The organism is Georgenia sp. H159, assembly GCF_035607575.1.
GTDB lineage: Bacteria > Actinomycetota > Actinomycetes > Actinomycetales > Actinomycetaceae > Oceanitalea.
Genome location: NZ_JAYDZY010000008.1, coordinates 211,511 through 226,620, shown reverse-complemented (window position 1 = coordinate 226,620; position 15,110 = coordinate 211,511). Strand labels below are relative to the sequence as shown.

Sequence of the window (15,110 nt, the reverse complement as noted above, 5' to 3'; positions counted from 1 at the left end):
GTCGTGAGATGCCCCGCAGCAGTCTGCCCGTCAGGGCACCGGAGTTCCCGCACGGGCTACCCCAGCGCCGCGGCGATCGACCGCGACCGGGTGACGATCGCCGGCAGGCCCGTCCCCGCCACCAGTGCGCCGGCGAGGTGGAGCCCCTGCTCCCCCATGACCTCGGCGAGCGCGAGGACGGCGTCGCGCACGTCCGGGTCCGCGGGCGCCAGCGCCCCGTCGTGGCGGACCACGACGGCGTCGCGCAGCTGGTCCGGCCGCAGGTCGGTCCCGAGCAGCCGCGCGGCGTCGCCGACGGCCTCCGCCTTGCCGGGGTGCGGCGGCTCGTCGCCCGGGCGGCCGTAGGACAGGCGGACGACGTGACGACCGGGCCCGGCAGCCCGCTGCGCCCAGCGCCACTTCGCGGTCACGTGGGTGAGGGCCTTGGCCCCGGGCACACCGTCGGCGGCGATGATCCCGCTGCCACGCGGGGCACCGTCCAGCTCCGGGGCGTCGAGGAGCAGGGTGACGTGCGTCGTCGGCGCCCCGGGCGCGGGCCGGACGGCGCGGGTGTCGACGTGGGGGGCGATGAGGGCGAGCGTCGTGGCGCCGGACGTCGCGACTACGACGTCGTCGGCCTCGACCACGGCCGACCCGGCGACCACGCGCCACCGGGCGTGCTCGCCTCGCTCGAGCGCGGCGGCGGGCGCGCGGGTGACGAGCGTGGCTCCGGCCGCGCGGGCGGCCACCGCGAGGGCGTCGGCGAGCCGGTGCATGCCGCCGGTGACCGAGGCGACGGCGGGTCCCTCGGGGAGGGTCGCCGCGACGGCAGCGGAGAGCGACCCGGTGCGGCGCAGGGCGGCGCGCAGGCCCGGCATGACGCTGTCCACGGGGAGCACGGAGGGGTCGGCGCCGTGGATCGCGGAGACGAGGGGACGCACGAGCCGGTCGAGCAGCCCGGTGCCCATGCGCGCCGCGACGAACGCGGCGAGGTCGGGGGCGTCGGACCCGACGTCGGGGTCGAGCGCCGCGTCCTGGGCGGCGCGGCTCGCGGCCTGCTCTCCCACGGCGGCGACGACGTCGGGAGCGACTGGGTCGGCGGGGATCCCGAGCATGGCGCGGGCCGGCGAGGGGAACGCGCCGCGCTCGGGCGTCAGCAGCCAGGAACCGTGTGCGGGCAGCTCTGTCGGGACGGCGAGGTCGGCGCAGAGGTCGACGAGGGCGGGCCGGCGGACGGCGAACGCCTCCGGCCCTCGGTTGACGACGACGCCGCCGATGTCGAGGGGACGCACAAGCCCCCCGAGGTCGTCCGACGCCTCGAGGAGGGTCACCCGTCTGCCGGCGCGGGCCAGCTCCCAGGCGGCCGTGAGGCCGCCGATCCCGCCACCGACGACGACGACGTCGACCACGTCGCTCATCGTGAGTGCGCGAGCTCGACGATCCGCGTGAGCACGCCCGGGTCCGTCGTCGGCGGGACGCCGTGCCCGAGGTTGAGGACGTGCGCGGCGGCCGAGCGGCCCCGCGCGATGACGTCCTCGACGTGCCGCTCGAGCACCTCCCACGGCGCGGTGAGCAGCGCCGGGTCGATGTTGCCCTGGACCACGGTGCCGGCACCGAGGCGGCGGGTCGCCTCGTCCAGCCCGATCCGGTGGTCGACGCCGACGACCTCGGCGCCGGCGTCACGCATGACGGTGAGGATCTCCGAGGTCCCGGTCCCGAAGTGCACCCGCGGGACCCTGCCCTCGACTGCGGCGAGCACGCGCGCTGCGTACGGCGCGGCATGCTCGGTGTAGTCGCTCACCGAGAGCGAGCCCGCCCAGGAGTCGAACAGCTGGACGGCGCGCGCCCCGGCGTCGATCTGGGCGAGGAGGAACTCGGCGGTGCGGTCTGCAGCCCACGTCATCAGCCGGTCCCACGCGGCCGGGTCGGCGTGCATCATCGCCCGGGCGGCGAGGTGGTCGCGCGAGGGCCGGCCCTCGACCAGGTAGGCGGCCAGGGTGAACGGGGCGCCGCCGAAGCCGATGAGCGGGACCGGCTCGGGTCGCGCGTCGAGCTCGGCGACGGCGAGCCGGACGGCCTCCCTGATGGCGGACAGGTCACCACCGGGCAGGGCGGTGAGCCGGTCCACGTCCGCCGCCGTGCGCACCGGTGTCCCGATGACCGGGCCCACCCCCTGGACGATCTCGACATCGACGCCTGCGAGCCGCAGCGGGATGACGATGTCGGAGAAGAAGATCGCCGCGTCCACGCCGTGGCGGCGCACCGGCTGGCAGGTGATCTCCGCGGCGAGCTCCGGACGCAGGCACGACTCGAGCATCTGCGTGCCCTTGCGGACCTCCCGGTACTCCGGCAGGGACCGGCCGGCCTGCCGCATGAACCACACGGGCAGGCGGTCCGGGCGCGTCCCGGAGTAGGCGCTGAGGAGGGGCGGGAGGGTGAGGCGAAGATCATCAGATGAAGGCACCGAAGCATTGTGTCAAACATCCACCGCCCGGCTAGCCTGCTGGGGTGCCGCTCGCAATCCTCGCAGCCGACCACCACGACGTCGCGCTCCCCGACCTCACCAGGCTCTCGGCGGGTGCCGAGGCTGCGGGTCCGCGGCTGTCCGCGCACCCGGCCGTCCAGGGCGTCGTCGTCCTGTCGACGTGCAACCGGGTGGAGATCTACCTCGACGCGCACAGCGTCGAGCAGGCGATCGCCGCCGCCCGCGACACCCTCGCCGACGTGTCCGGGACCTCGCGCGACCATGTCGAATCTCTCACCTCCCACGCCGTGGGGCAGGAGGTGGTCCAGCACGTCTTCGAGGTGGCCGCCGGGCTCGACTCCATGGTCGTCGGCGAGCGGGAGGTCGCCGGTCAGCTGCGGCGCGCGCTGCAGGCGGCCCGTCGGGCGGGGACCACCTCCCCGCTCCTCGAGGACGTCTTCCAGCGCGCCTCGCGGGCGTCCCGCCGCATCGCGGTGTCCACCGACCTCGCCGCCGCCGGGCGGTCGATCGTCTCCGTCGCCCTCGACCTCGCCTCGGCTCGTGCGGCGCGCGCAGGGTGCCGCCGGGAGACCCCGGCCTGGCACGGCGCCGACGGGCCGCACCTGCCGACGGGCACCTGGGCCGGGGCGCGCGCCGTCGTCCTCGGTACGGGGGCCTACGCCGGCGCGACGGTCGCCGCCCTCCGGCGCCGCGCGTGCGGTGACATCGCGGTGTGGTCCTCCTCGGGGCGCGCCGAGGAGTTCGCCGCCCGGCACGACGTCGCGGCGCTCCCGGTCGACGGGCTGGTCCCGGGCCTCGCGTCCGCCGACCTCGTGGTCTCCTGCCGGGGAACCGGTGCCCCGGTCGTCGACGTCCCGACGACGTCCGCCGCGCTCGCGCAGCGCCCCCGCGACGCGGCGCCGCTCGTCATCGCCGACCTCGCCCTGCGGCGCGACGTCTCCCCCGACGTCGCCGGTCTCCCCGGCGTCGTCGTCCTCGACCTCGAGACGGTCCGCAGCCACGCGCCGGCGGCGACCGACGGCCAGGTGCACCGCGCCCAGGAGATCGTCGGCGAGGAGCTGGACGAGTTCCTCGGCAGGCGGGCGGAGCGGGCGATGGACGACGTCGTCGTCGGGATGCGCGACCACGTCGGCACGGCGCTCGAGGCGGAGCTCGCGCGGCTGCCGATGTCGGGCGTGGTCGACGCCGAGCAGGCGGCGCAGGCGCTCCGCCGGCTCGCCGCCAAGCTGCTCCACGAGCCGACCGTCGCCGCGCGCACCGCGGGCAGGGAGGGGCGCGGCCAGGAGTTCGTCGAGGCCCTGGCCCTCGTCAGCGGTGCGACGGCGCGGCACGCCCAGCGCGGTACGCCAGACGCCCTGGCCGGCGTCCGGGCCGACACCGCGGGCGGGCGGCCCGGCTGAGTCCTCACCTCAGGTCGAGGCGCATGAGGACCCGCGGGAAGCCGTTGAGCACGGACGTCGTGTCCGCCGCCTTGGTGAAGCCGGCTGCCTCGAAGACGTGGCGGGTGCCGACGTAGGCCATGGTGAGGTCGACCTTCTGCCCCGCGTTGTCGACCGGGTAGCCCTCGACGGCGGGGGCGCCGTCGGCCCGGGCGAGCTCGACGGCCCCCTCGAGGAGGTGGTGGACGATACCCGTGCCGCGGTGCCCCGGCCGGACACGGAAGCACCACACCGACCACACGTCGAGGTCGTCGACGTGCGGGATCCGGCGGTTGCGGGCGAAGCTCGTCGCTGCCCGCGGGTGGCACGCCGCCCAGCCCACGACGTCCTCGCCGTCGTACGCGAGCACGCCGGGGGGTGGGTGCTGCGCGACCAGCTCGCGCACCCGGTCGCCGCGGGCGGTACCGCGCAGCGCCAGGTGCTCCTGGGACGGCAGGCGGTAGGACAGGCACCAGCACACGTTCGCGTCCGGGCGCCTGGGCCCGACCATGGTCGCGACGTCGTCGAAGACCACGGCGGGGCGAACGTCGATCGACATGGAGCCATCGTGCTCGCTCCCGGTGCGCGGGACCAGGGGGTCGCGTCGCGTCGGCGGCCGGCGCGGTGCCGCACGGGTGGTCGGCACCACCGGCGACACGGCCGTGCCGGACCTGGTTCCGGCGCCGGGAGGTGAGAGACTCGGGGTGGACCGGCGAGGACGCCACCTCGACCTTCGCCAGGCCCACTCCATATGCCTGCGCACACGTCGGCGCCCGCGGTCCTCCTGCAGCTGGACACAGATGGAGTGTGTGAGAGTGACAACCCGTTCCGATGCCCCCGAGCAGCCCCGGTCCGAGCGCACCAGTGCGCTGTCGATGCTGGCGACCTTCGTCGTCGCCGCCGTCGTCCCCGGCGCGTCGGTGCTCGTGATCGCCCTGGTCGTCCGCGCCGTCGCGGCGGGCTGGGGCCCGCTCCTCGGCGGCGCCGCCCTCGCGGCCACGTGGCCGCTCGTCGCCCGCGCGTGGCAGGAGATCGAGGGCCGGCCGCCACGGCGGCTGTGGCGCCTCCCGGGCTGGGTGTGGCTCGGTGTCGCAGGCACACTCCTGTGCCTGCTGCTGTTCGCCTGAGTGCCCGGGCCGGACGGGGCGCGGGCTGCGGCACTCACCCTCCGTCGTCGACGTGGAAGCGCACGTCCTGCCCCGGTCGCACCTGGGCCAGGAGGTCGAGGCCGGCGCCGGTGACGACGGCGATGACGGGGTACCCGCCGGTCACGGGGTGGTCGGCGAGGAAGACGACGGGCAGACCGTCGGTGGGGACCTGGACGGCCCCCGCGACCGTCGGCTCGCTCGGCAGCTCGGCGTCGGCCGCCCGCTGCATCGGCTCGCCGGCGAGGCGGACCCCCACCCGGTTGGAGCGGTCGGTGACCGTCCACCCCCGGGTGAGGAACGCCTCCAGGGAGTCGGGCGTGACCCAGTCGGCGCGGGGCCCGAGCACCACGGCGACGCTCACCGGGTCCGTCGGGTGCACCCGCGCAGGCTCGCCGAGGGCGACGGCGGAGGGTGGCGGCGGGCCGACCGGCAGGACGGTGCCGGGGTTCAGCGGCTCCGGCCCGATCCTCGAGAGCACGTCCGTCGATCTGCTGCCGAGCACAGCCGGGACCGCCAGCCCGCCGCGCACCGCGACGTAGGCCCGCAGGCCCCGCCGGGGGTGGTCGAGGCGGAGCCGATGACCGTCCGGGAGTGCGAACGGGACGTCGCCGGACGGGTGGGCGACCTCGACGTCGTCGCGCAGGACGGCCAGTGGAACCGGTGCCCCGGACACCGCGACCACGTGGTCGCCGACCGCCTCCAGCTCGAGACCGCCGAGGACCGTCTCGACGACGGCCGCCGACCGGTCGTTGCCGACCAGCCGGTTGGCCTGGGCCGCCGAGCCGCGGTCCGCGGCGCCGGACGGGCTGACGCCGAGGTCGAGCAGTCCCGGACGTCCGAGGTCCTGGACCAGGCTGAGGCTCCCGGGGCTGACCACCCGCAGCGCGGCGGTCGGCGGGTGGAGCGGCGGAGCGGAGCCGGGACGGCTCTGGTCCGTGACGAGGCCGCGCGTTGCGTCCCTCAGCCCCCCGGCAGGGGCAGGGTGACGGTGGTCCGCCCCGCGCCTCCGGGCGCGGGCCGTCGCGTCCCCCGGCGGGCCGCCGGGCGTGCGTCCGCTGACGAGCTCACGCACCGCACGGAAGCGCACGGTGTCGCCCGGACGCAGCAGCGCGGGCGGGACTCGCTCCAGGTCCCACATCGGGGCGTCGGTGCGCCCGATGAGCTGCCACCCGCCGGGGGACGACCGTGGGTAGACGGCGGAGAACGGGCCGGCGAGGCCGACCGCGCCCCGCGGGACGCTCGTGCGGGGACTCGGCCGGCGTGGCACCTCCACGGTGGGGTCCTCACCGACGAGGTAGGTGAAGCCGGGCGCGAACCCACCGAACGCCGCCGTCCAGCGTTGCCCCGTGTGCGCGGCGACGACGGCTTCCGGGCTCGTCCCGGTGAGGTCGGCGACGGCAGTGAGGTCCGCGCCGTCGTAGACGGTGTCGAGGGTGAGCTCGGCTCCCTCGCTGCGGGCGGCGGCCGCGGCGGGCACGGCGCGCAGCCGCGGGACCAGCCTGTCGCGTGCCCGGCGGTCGGCGGCCCGGACGAGGACGGTGCGGGCGGCCGCCAGCACCTCGACCTGTCCCGGGAGCGGGTGCGCGGTGAGCTCGGCATGCAGGCCGAGCACCTCAGCGAGGTCCCCGCACTCGACGAGCAGCCCCCGCTCCCCCATGAGGTGGACGGTGCGGACGCCGGGCGGGCCGCTCACCGGAAGCCGGCCACCGTGACGCCCGCGTCGTCGAGCGCCGCCCGGACGGCGGTGGCGATGGCGACGGCGCCGGGCGTGTCCCCGTGCACGCACACGCTCTCGGCCGCCACGGTGACGAGCGATCCGTCGACCGCCTCGACGACGGACTCGGTGGCGAGCCGGACGACCCTCCGGGCGACGGCGTCGGGGTCGGTGAGCACGGAGCCCGGTCGCGAGCGCGGGACCAGGGTGCCGTCGGGCTGGTACGCACGGTCCGCGAAGGCCTCGACGACCGGGCGCAGCCCCGCCGCCTGCGCCTCCGCCTCGACGACGGTGCCGGGCAGGAGGAGGATCGGCAGGTCCGGGTCGACGGTCCTGACGGCCGTGACGACGGCGCGCGCCTGGTCCCGGTGGTGGGCGATCGCGTTGTACAGCGCGCCGTGCGGCTTGACGTGGCTGACGGTCGTCCCGGCCGCGGAGGCGACCGCCTGGAGGGCACCGATCTGGTACACCACCTCGTCCACGAGCTCGGCGGGGTCCACGTCGATGAACCGGCGCCCGAACCCGGCGAGGTCGCGGTAGGAGACGTGGGCCCCCACGCTGACACCTGCCTGCGCCGCGAGGGCGCAGGTGCGGCGGGCGGTGGACGGGTCCCCGGCGTGGAAGCCGCACGCCACGTTGGCGCTGGAGACGACGCGGAGGATGGCGGCGTCGTCGCCCATCGACCACGGGCCGAAGGACTCACCGACGTCGGCGTTGAGGTCGATCGGCACGCACGGCTCCCTTCGGACGCGACCGGCAACGGCCGCGCCGGCAGGATATCGCCAGGGCCCGACGCCGGGTCGCCGCCGCACCGCGCGTGCCGGCCGTGCGGTGCTTCCCGCGGGAAGGCACCCTGGGCACATGTCCAACCCCACTGCCGCCATTCTCGTCATCGGCGACGAGATCCTCTCCGGACGCACCCGGGAGGCCAACGCCTACCACCTCGCCGGTGAGCTCACCCGCGTCGGGATCGACCTCTCCGAGATCCGCGTCGTCCCCGACGACCACGACGTCATCGTCGAGGCGCTCAACGCGCTGAGGGAGCGGTACACGTACGTGTTCACCTCCGGTGGCATCGGTCCCACCCACGACGACATCACGGCGGACGCGGTCGCCGCGGCACTCGGCGTCGGCATCGACGTCCGCGCCGACGCGCGCGCCCTCCTCGAGGAGGCCCTCGCCGCGCGCGGCGCCACCCCCACGGCCGACCAGCTGCGGATGGCGCGCATCCCCGACGGCGCGAGCCTCATCGTCAACGGTGTCTCCGGGGCGCCGGGGTTCAGCATCGGGAACGTGCACGTCATGGCGGGCGTGCCGAGCATCTTCGTCGCCATGCTCGACGCCGTCCTGCCCACCCTCACCGCCGGGGTCCCGGTGCTGTCCCGGGAGGTGCGCTTCGAGGTCGGTGAGGGACGCATCGCCTCCCAGCTGCGGCAGCTCGTCGCCGACATGCCCCAGCTGACGTTCGGTTCCTACCCCTTCCGTGACGGGGAGGTGCGCGGCACGAACGTCGTCGTCAGGGGGACGATGCCCGCCCTGCTCGCCGACGCGGTGGCGCGCCTCGAGTCGCTCAGGACGTCGCTCGCGAACCGCACGTAGCAGCGGGCGCTGCCGTCCGAGGCCGTGGTTCGCCGGACGCGGTGTCGACGCGCCACGCACCGCCGGCCCGGTACGGTCGGGCCGGACCACTCCCGCCACCTCCACACCGACCCCGACTGGAGACCCCATGCCCGCACGCGTCGCGAACCCAGCGACCCGGCCGCAGCCGCACCGCACCGCCGAGGCCGAGCTCACCGTCGTCGGTGCCGACGGGCGCCCCCTGGTCGACACCGAGGTCACGGTCGAGCAGACCCGGCACCGGTTCGCCTTCGGCAACATCGGGTTCGATCTCATCCCGCTCGCCAACGGCGAGACGACGGCGCGTCCGGACAGCCCCTTCGGTGGCGCCTCGCCCGACCAAGGTGAGCACCTCGCGGCGCTCTGGCTCGACCTCTTCAACACCGCGACGCTGCCGTTCTACTGGGCGGGCTTCGAGCCCGAGCGTGGACGCCCCGACACCGAGCGGCTGCTGCGCACCGCGCAGTGGTTCCAGGACCGGGGGTGCACCGTCAAGGGCCACCCGCTCGCGTGGCACACCCTGGCGCCCGACTGGCTGCGCGGGCTGCCGACGCCCGAGGTCGCCGAGGTGCTCCGCGCGCGGATCCGGCGGGAGGTGAGCGACTTCGCCGGCGTGGTGGACACGTGGGACGCGATCAACGAGGTCGTCATCATGCACGTCTTCGCCAACGAGGAGCACGAGAACGCGATCACCCGGCTGTGCCGGGAGCAGGGACGGGTCCCGACGGTCCGGCTGGCCGTCGAGGAGGCCCGCGCAGCGAACCCGTCCGCCACCCTCCTGCTCAACGACTTCGACCTCTCCGCCGACTACGAGCGCCTCATCGAGGACGTCCTGGCGGCCGGTGTCCGGATCGACGCCCTCGGCCTCCAGACGCACATGCACCAGGGCTACTGGGGCGAGGAGAACACGCTCGCGATGCTCGACCGCTTCGCGCGCTTCGGGCTGCCGCTCCACCTCACCGAGACGACCCTGCTCTCCGGTGACCTCATGCCGCCGGAGATCGTCGACCTCAACGACTACCAGGTGCCGTCCTGGCCCTCGACGCCCGAGGGCGAGGAGCGGCAGGCCGACGAGGTCGTGCGGCACTACCGCACCCTCGTCTCCCACCCCGCGGTCGAGGCGATCACGTACTGGGGCATCACCGACGACGGCGCGTGGCTAGGTGCCCCCGCCGGCCTCGTTCGTGCCGACGGGACCTCCAAGCCCGCCTACGAGGCGCTGCGGCAGCTCGTCAAGGAGGAGTGGTGGCTACCGGCGACGACGGCGCGCACGGACGGACAGGGGCGCGTCCAGGTCCGCGGGTTCCTCGGGGACTACCGGGTCACGGCCGCCGCCGGAGCGGGAGCCGTCGGGCTCGACCGACCCGGCGAGGTCACCGCCGAGGTCGCGCTCGAGCAGCCCTGACGCCGCGAGCTACCCGCCCGACGACCCGACCGCGGCGCGCTCGGAGCCGGAGCCCTCGTCCCTCCTGCTGACCCGGGCGTACAGGTGGCGGCCAGGCGCGGACGTCACCCCGAACGCGAGGACGCTCGCGGCGACGACGAGCGTCCCGGCGGCGAAGAACCGCGGGTCGGAGACGCCCTTGTCCATCGCGTGCGCGATGTAGAAGATCGAGCTGACGCCCATCGGGCCGAACCAGCCGAGGAACACGGCCTCCCGGGGACGGAGGCCCAGGACGCGCGCGAGACCGAGCACCAGTGGAAGGCGGCGCAGCAGGAGGACGAGGAGCACCGTGACGAGGCCCAGGGCCCCGAAGGACCACCAGTCCTCCCACGGCAGGACGACGCCGAGCAGGAAGAACAGCGGCAGGCAGAGGTACCGGTTGACGGCCTCGTCGATGCCCTGCTGGGGCTCGCGCTCCTCGCCGGTGACCAGCAGGTTGTAGATCGTCCCGGCGACGAAGACGCCGAGGATCCCGTCGGTGGAGGCTGCCCGCCCGAGCCCGAGGACGGCGACCGCGAGGAGCATGGTGAGGATGAGGTCCGGGGCCGGCTCGAGGTCACCGTCCGTGGTCGCCGCGCGGACACCCCACCCTGCCAGGGCGCCCGCTGCGCCACCGATGAGCAGCGCGCCGGCGACCTCCCAGGCGAGCCGGCCCGCCTCGGCCCCCGGCGTGGTCGCGGGCAGGACGACGGCGAGGGCGACACCCACGAGGGGCAGCGCGAGCCCGTCGTTGACGCCGCTCTCCGTACTGATCGTGTGCCGGACGCGCTGGGGGATGTCCTTCTCCGCGGGCTTACCCGACGCGATCGACCCGGCGAGCACGGGGTCGGTGGGACACAGGCACGCGCCGACGAGCGCGGCGAGGGCGAGCGGCAGCCCGAGGAGAAGAGTGGAGGCGCCGGCGATCGCCGCCGAGAGCGGCATGACGACCGCGAGCAGCACAAGGGTGGGTCGGGCGACCGTGCGCAGCTGACTGGCTGGGAAGCGAAGCGCGGCGCCCATGACCGAGATCGCGACGACGAGCCGGCTGCCCTCCAGCAGAGCGACGTCGCGGAGGGGGTCGCTGAGGTCCACCAGCCCCAGGACGTAGGGGCCCACCAGCACGCCGAGCGCGAGGGCGACCAGCGGCTCGGAGATCGGGAGGTCACGCATCCGGCGACTCATCAGCGCCAGCAGGACCGCCACGGCGCCGATCAGGCCGTAGCTCAGGTGCAGCTCGGTCAATTGTTGTCCTCCTCGGGCTCGACGGCTCACGCTAGCCACGCCGTCAGGAGTCCGCAGCGGAAGTAGCTCGGTGCGGCGCGCCGCCCTCGTGAACGGAGGCGTGCAGGGTGTCCACTATCGGGCGACGGACGAGCGGCGGGCGACGAGGGTGCTGCTCACACCGTGACGGGCCGCGCCGGTCGGCGGCGGGTCACCCGCGGCGGACCGGCCCGGCGATGGCGGAGTACTGCGTGCCGCCCCGGGTCGGCACGATCCGCTGACCGAGCGGGAGCAGTGCCAGCGGGACCATCTTCCAGCACGCGACCCCCAGCGGGATCCCCACGATCGTCACGCACAGGACCAGCCCGGCGACGACGTGGGCGAGTGCCAGCTCCCACCCGAGCACGAGGATCCACAGGATGTTGCCGATCAGTGCCAGCACGCCGGCGTCGCGGCGGAACTCCGCCCGGCGTCCGAACGGCCACAGGACGAAGCCGGCGAGCCGGAAGGAGGCGATGCCGAACGGGATGGTGATGATGAGGACGCAGGCGATGACGCCGGCGACCACGTACAGCAGCGCCAGCCACCAGCCGGCGAGCAGCAGCCAGAGCACGTTCCCGATGGTCCTCATCCGACCACGGTAGTCCGCCCGGGCTCGGGCCGTGTGACGGTGCCCCGTCGGCGGGAGCGCGAGAGTCGGCCCGTACGGGGGCGCCGGACGCTACGCTCGCCGCGTGAAGATCGTCATCCCGGGCGGGACGGGTCAGGTCGGTGGCGTGCTGCGGCGTGCCCTGGTGCAGCGGGGCCACGACGTCGTCGTGCTCAGCCGGCGACGGGAACAGCTCGAGCCGGGGGTGCGGCACGTCGTCTGGGACGGACGGACCGTCGGCGCGTGGGCCGCGGAGGTCGACGGTGCGGACGCCGTGATCAACCTCGCGGGCAGGTCGGTCAGCTGCCGGTACACGGATGCCAACCTGCGGCAGATGATGTCCTCCCGCGTCGACTCGACGCGGGCGGTCGGTGAGGCGATCTCACGGGCAGCACGCCCCCCGGCCGTCTGGCTGCAGATGAGCACGGCGACGATCTACGCGGACGCCCGCAGCCGCCCGGACGACCGTCCGCACGACGAGGCGACCGGCATCATCGGAGGCGAGGAGCCGGACGTGCCGCTGTACTGGGAGTACAGCGTCCGGATCGCGCGCCGGTGGGAGCAGGCCCAGACCGCGGCGGACGTCCCGGCCACCCGTCGGGTCGCGCTCCGCACGGCCATGGTGATGACGCCCGACCGTGGCGGGGTCTTCGACTACATGTCGTGGATGGCCCGCCTCGGTCTGGGAGGCCCCGTCGCCGGCGGGCGGCAGCACGTGTCGTGGATCCACGGCGAGGACGTCGTCAGGGCGGTCGAGTTCATCCTCGAGCGTGAAGCCCTCGAGGGTCCGGTCGTCCTCGCCGCTCCCGACCCGATCGAGCAGCGGCACTTCATGAGGACGCTCCGCCGGGCCTGGGGCCGGCGCCTCGCCCTGCCCGCCACCAGGCTGATGGCCGAGGTCGGTGCCCTCGTCCTGCGCACCGACACCGAGCTGCTGCTCAAGAGCCGCCGTGTGGTGCCCGGGCGGCTGCTCGACGCCGGTTTCACGTTCGCGTACCCGACGTGGGACGACGCGGCACCCGACCTGGTCGCCCGAGCCCGCGAGCAGCGCGCCCGCCAGGCGGTCGCCGCCTGACCGTCGGTCGGCCGTGCTGCCGAACAGCACGGGCCGCCTCCACGTCCTGCGGCGCTGGCACGCGACAGCCGACCGCTGACCACCACCGCTGCCGTGCGGGCGCGACGTCCGGTCGCGACTAGTCGCCCTCGGCCGCCTGGACGACGCGCTCGCACACGGCGTGCGTGGTGAGCGCGTCGGTGGCGTCGAGGAGCCGCCCCTCGCGCACGGCGGCGAGGAAGTCCGCACACATCGCCTCGAAGCCCCGCAGCTCCGTCGCGGGACGCCACCCGTCGCGGCGGACCAGCCGCTCCTCGCCGAGAAGGTCCACGACGTCGGCCACGTCCACGACCTGCCGCCGGCGGTCCTCCCCGACGACGTCGAGGAGCTCATGGGCCATGCCTGCGGTCCAGCTCATCACCCCGGTCGCCAGGCGCCCCTCCCCCGTGAACCGCACCGCGAGCCTGCGGCTGCGGCCGGCGGCGTCGCGCCGGACCGAGACGGTGAGGTCCTCCAGCGGCGAGGGGACGAGGAACCGGAGGGCGTCGACGACGTGGATGAAGTCGTCGTAGACCATCGGCCTCGCGGGGCCCAGCTCGTGGGCCCGGTGCTTCTGCAGGGTGACGACGTCGCGGTCCGGCCAGTCGGCCAGCGCCCGGTACGCGGGGGCGTACCGCCGGTTGAAGCCCACCGCCAGCGAGACGCCGAGATCACGGGCGAGGGCGACGACCTCGGCGGCGACCTGGTACTCCGACGCGATCGGCTTGTCGACGAGCACCGGGACACCCGCGCGCAGCAGGGTGGAGACGATCTGCGGGTGGACCTCCGTCGGGGCGTGGACCGTCGCGGCGTCGAGGCCGGAGTCGATGGCCTGCTCGAGCGAGGTGAAGCGGTCCGGGACGCGGTAGCGCTCACCGACCTCGTCCACCGTCGCTCGGCGCCGGGACACGAGCACCGGTGTGACGCCGGGCGTCGCGGTGAGAACGGGCAGGTAGGCCTTCCTCGCGATGTCACCGAGGCCGATCGTGGCGACGCGCATGTGCTCCTCCAGCGACGGGTGGCGGGCGTGCCGGGGTGCACGTCCTCGCCGCAGCCTGCGGGGAGGCCTGGCCTGCTGTCCAGTCGAGTCGTGTGCGGCCGCGGGGCCGCCTGCCATACGCGGCGGGCCCGCGGCAGTCAGCCGGCGATCTCGCCCAGGGGCACCCGGGGGTCGCGAAGCGCGCGCAGGTCGACCCGGCCGGCCGCGACGACTGCGCGTACCGGGCCGATGGCGTCCCGGTCGTTCATGTGCATGCCGGCGACCACGCTGCCGCGACGCACCCAGAAGGCGGTGAAGACCCGTCCCGCGACGTCGCCGCGGAGGACGACGTCGTCGTAGCCCTCCGGGCCGACGTCCCCGACGTACTCGATGGCGACGTCGTACTGGTCGGAGAACACGTACGGCAGGTGGTCGAACGGTCCGCCCGTGCCCAGGATCGTGCGGGCGGCGGCGAGTCCCTGCTCGACGGCGTTGTCCCAGTGCTCGACGCGCACGTGCCGGCCCAGCCGCGGGTGGTACGCCCTCGCCACGTCTCCGGCCGCGAGCACACCGGGGTGGGAGCCGCGCAACCACTCGTCGACGACGACGCCGTTGCTCACCTCGAGCCCCGCCGCTTCGGCGAGGGCCGTGTTCGGACGCGCGCCGACGCCGACGAGCACGAGGTCCACCCGCACCGAGGTCCCGTCCCCGAGCCGGACGACGACGTCGTCCCTGACCCGCCTGACGGAGGCGATCGAGATGCCCGTCCAGAGGTCGACACCGTGCGTGGTGTGCAGCGTGGCGAGGACGTCGGCCACCTCCGGCCCGAGGGTCCGCTGCAGCGGCCGGTCGTTGGCCTCCAGCACCACGACCGAGCACCCGGCGCTGCGGGCCGCGGCAGCCACCTCGAGGCCGATCCACCCACCACCGATGAGCGCGATGCGGTTGCCGGGCCGCAGCGCGGCCCTGACACGCTCGGCGTCCTCGATGGTCCGCAGGTACGCCACGGACCCACCGGCCGGGGCGGCGGGGAGTCTGCGCGGGCTCGCCCCCGTGGCGAGGACCAGCCGGTCGAACGGCACCGTCCGGTCACCCGTGACGACGGTCCGGCGATCGAGGTCCAGCGCGGTCACCGGTGAGCCCAGGACGAGGTCGACGTCGTTCTCGACGTACCATCGGGGCGGCCGCGCGCCGAGGCCGGCCTGGGTCTGGGAGCCGGTGAGGTAGCCCTTCGACAGCGGCGGCCGCGCGTAGGGCAGCTCGCGCTCCTCACCGATGACGGTGACGGCACCGGGGAAGGCGCCCTCGCGCAGTCCCTGCGCGACCTTCGCCGCCGCCAGCCCGCCACCGACGACGACGACGGACCTCGGCTCGTCCATCT

The 15,110-nt window shown here is 75.1% G+C and carries 14 protein-coding genes; 5 read left to right on the top strand and 9 right to left on the bottom strand.

The window, feature by feature from the left end; genetic code table 11:
* Nucleotides 1-56: 56 nt before the first annotated feature.
* The gene (locus tag VR894_RS13410; protein WP_324652307.1) at nt 57-1,397 is read right to left on the bottom strand and encodes a protoporphyrinogen/coproporphyrinogen oxidase; all 1,341 of its coding nucleotides are present in this window, start codon (nt 1,395-1,397) and stop codon (nt 57-59) included.
* Nucleotides 1,394-2,443 carry a uroporphyrinogen decarboxylase gene (hemE, locus tag VR894_RS13405; RefSeq protein WP_324652305.1) on the bottom strand — a complete coding sequence of 350 codons (1,050 nt, stop codon included), beginning with the start codon at nt 2,441-2,443 and terminating at the stop codon, nt 1,394-1,396. The genes VR894_RS13410 and hemE overlap by 4 nt, the downstream gene beginning before the upstream one ends.
* A 44-nt stretch (nt 2,444-2,487) precedes the next feature.
* Between hemE and VR894_RS13400 the strand changes: the two genes are divergently transcribed.
* Nucleotides 2,488-3,864 (top strand): glutamyl-tRNA reductase, encoded by a 1,377-nt coding sequence (locus VR894_RS13400; RefSeq protein ID WP_324652303.1) that lies wholly within the window; start codon nt 2,488-2,490, stop codon nt 3,862-3,864.
* Between the two features lie 4 nt (nt 3,865-3,868).
* On the opposite strand, the gene VR894_RS13395 is transcribed toward VR894_RS13400, so the two are convergent.
* Nucleotides 3,869-4,441 carry a GNAT family N-acetyltransferase gene (locus VR894_RS13395; RefSeq protein WP_324652302.1) on the bottom strand — a complete coding sequence of 191 codons (573 nt, stop codon included), beginning with the start codon at nt 4,439-4,441 and terminating at the stop codon, nt 3,869-3,871.
* Nucleotides 4,442-4,697: 256 nt separating this feature from the next.
* Here VR894_RS13395 and VR894_RS13390 point away from each other — a divergent pair, with 256 nt between their 5' ends.
* Nucleotides 4,698-5,009: a hypothetical protein gene (locus VR894_RS13390; RefSeq protein ID WP_324652300.1), complete on the top strand. Its 312-nt coding sequence runs from the start codon at nt 4,698-4,700 to the stop codon at nt 5,007-5,009.
* Nucleotides 5,010-5,043: 34 nt separating this feature from the next.
* Here VR894_RS13390 and VR894_RS13385 read toward each other — a convergent pair whose 3' ends face one another.
* Complete coding sequence (locus VR894_RS13385) at nt 5,044-6,723, bottom strand: urea amidolyase family protein (RefSeq protein ID WP_324652299.1); 1,680 nt, start codon at nt 6,721-6,723, stop codon at nt 5,044-5,046.
* Nucleotides 6,720-7,475, bottom strand: coding sequence for a 5-oxoprolinase subunit PxpA (locus VR894_RS13380; RefSeq protein WP_324652297.1), 756 nt, complete (start codon nt 7,473-7,475; stop codon nt 6,720-6,722). Before VR894_RS13380 ends, VR894_RS13385 begins: the two co-directional genes overlap by 4 nt.
* 130 nt (nt 7,476-7,605) lie before the next feature.
* Here VR894_RS13380 and VR894_RS13375 point away from each other — a divergent pair, with 130 nt between their 5' ends.
* Together VR894_RS13375 and VR894_RS13370 are read left to right on the top strand one after the other, a co-directional pair.
* Nucleotides 7,606-8,343, top strand: a complete 738-nt coding sequence (locus VR894_RS13375; protein WP_324652296.1) for a competence/damage-inducible protein A — start codon at nt 7,606-7,608, stop codon at nt 8,341-8,343.
* Nucleotides 8,344-8,470: 127 nt separating this feature from the next.
* Nucleotides 8,471-9,766 carry an endo-1,4-beta-xylanase gene (locus VR894_RS13370; protein ID WP_324652294.1) on the top strand — a complete coding sequence of 432 codons (1,296 nt, stop codon included), beginning with the start codon at nt 8,471-8,473 and terminating at the stop codon, nt 9,764-9,766.
* Nucleotides 9,767-9,775: 9 nt separating this feature from the next.
* Here the strand turns inward: VR894_RS13370 and VR894_RS13365 are convergent, their stop codons facing one another.
* Both VR894_RS13365 and VR894_RS13360 read right to left on the bottom strand, forming a co-directional pair.
* Entirely contained in the window at nt 9,776-11,029 is a 1,254-nt protein-coding gene (locus tag VR894_RS13365) for a cation:proton antiporter (protein ID WP_324652292.1), read from the bottom strand.
* Nucleotides 11,030-11,219: 190 nt separating this feature from the next.
* The gene (locus VR894_RS13360; RefSeq protein ID WP_324652290.1) at nt 11,220-11,639 is read right to left on the bottom strand and encodes a YccF domain-containing protein; all 420 of its coding nucleotides are present in this window, start codon (nt 11,637-11,639) and stop codon (nt 11,220-11,222) included.
* A 103-nt stretch (nt 11,640-11,742) separates the two neighbouring features.
* Between VR894_RS13360 and VR894_RS13355 the strand changes: the two genes are divergently transcribed.
* Nucleotides 11,743-12,732 carry a TIGR01777 family oxidoreductase gene (locus tag VR894_RS13355; RefSeq protein WP_324652288.1) on the top strand — a complete coding sequence of 330 codons (990 nt, stop codon included), beginning with the start codon at nt 11,743-11,745 and terminating at the stop codon, nt 12,730-12,732.
* Between the two features lie 118 nt (nt 12,733-12,850).
* Here VR894_RS13355 and VR894_RS13350 read toward each other — a convergent pair whose 3' ends face one another.
* Together VR894_RS13350 and VR894_RS13345 are read right to left on the bottom strand one after the other, a co-directional pair.
* Nucleotides 12,851-13,750 (bottom strand): Gfo/Idh/MocA family oxidoreductase, encoded by a 900-nt coding sequence (locus VR894_RS13350; protein ID WP_324652286.1) that lies wholly within the window; start codon nt 13,748-13,750, stop codon nt 12,851-12,853.
* 137 nt (nt 13,751-13,887) lie between these two features.
* Nucleotides 13,888-15,108: an NAD(P)/FAD-dependent oxidoreductase gene (locus VR894_RS13345; RefSeq protein ID WP_324652284.1), complete on the bottom strand. Its 1,221-nt coding sequence runs from the start codon at nt 15,106-15,108 to the stop codon at nt 13,888-13,890.
* Nucleotides 15,109-15,110: the final 2 nt, after the last annotated feature.

Excerpts from the sequence above, each read along its gene's own strand:
- VR894_RS13360 (WP_324652290.1), bottom strand. The coding sequence starts at position 11,639 with ATGAGGACCATCGGGAACGTGCTCTGGCTGCTGCTCGCCGGCTGGTGG.
- VR894_RS13395 (WP_324652302.1), bottom strand. The coding sequence starts at position 4,441 with ATGTCGATCGACGTTCGCCCCGCCGTGGTCTTCGACGACGTCGCGACC.
- VR894_RS13345 (WP_324652284.1), bottom strand. The coding sequence starts at position 15,108 with ATGGACGAGCCGAGGTCCGTCGTCGTCGTCGGTGGCGGGCTGGCGGCG.
- VR894_RS13375 (WP_324652296.1), top strand. The coding sequence starts at position 7,606 with ATGTCCAACCCCACTGCCGCCATTCTCGTCATCGGCGACGAGATCCTC.
- VR894_RS13350 (WP_324652286.1), bottom strand. The coding sequence starts at position 13,750 with ATGCGCGTCGCCACGATCGGCCTCGGTGACATCGCGAGGAAGGCCTAC.
- VR894_RS13370 (WP_324652294.1), top strand. The coding sequence starts at position 8,471 with ATGCCCGCACGCGTCGCGAACCCAGCGACCCGGCCGCAGCCGCACCGC.
- VR894_RS13410 (WP_324652307.1), bottom strand. The coding sequence starts at position 1,397 with ATGAGCGACGTGGTCGACGTCGTCGTCGTCGGTGGCGGGATCGGCGGC.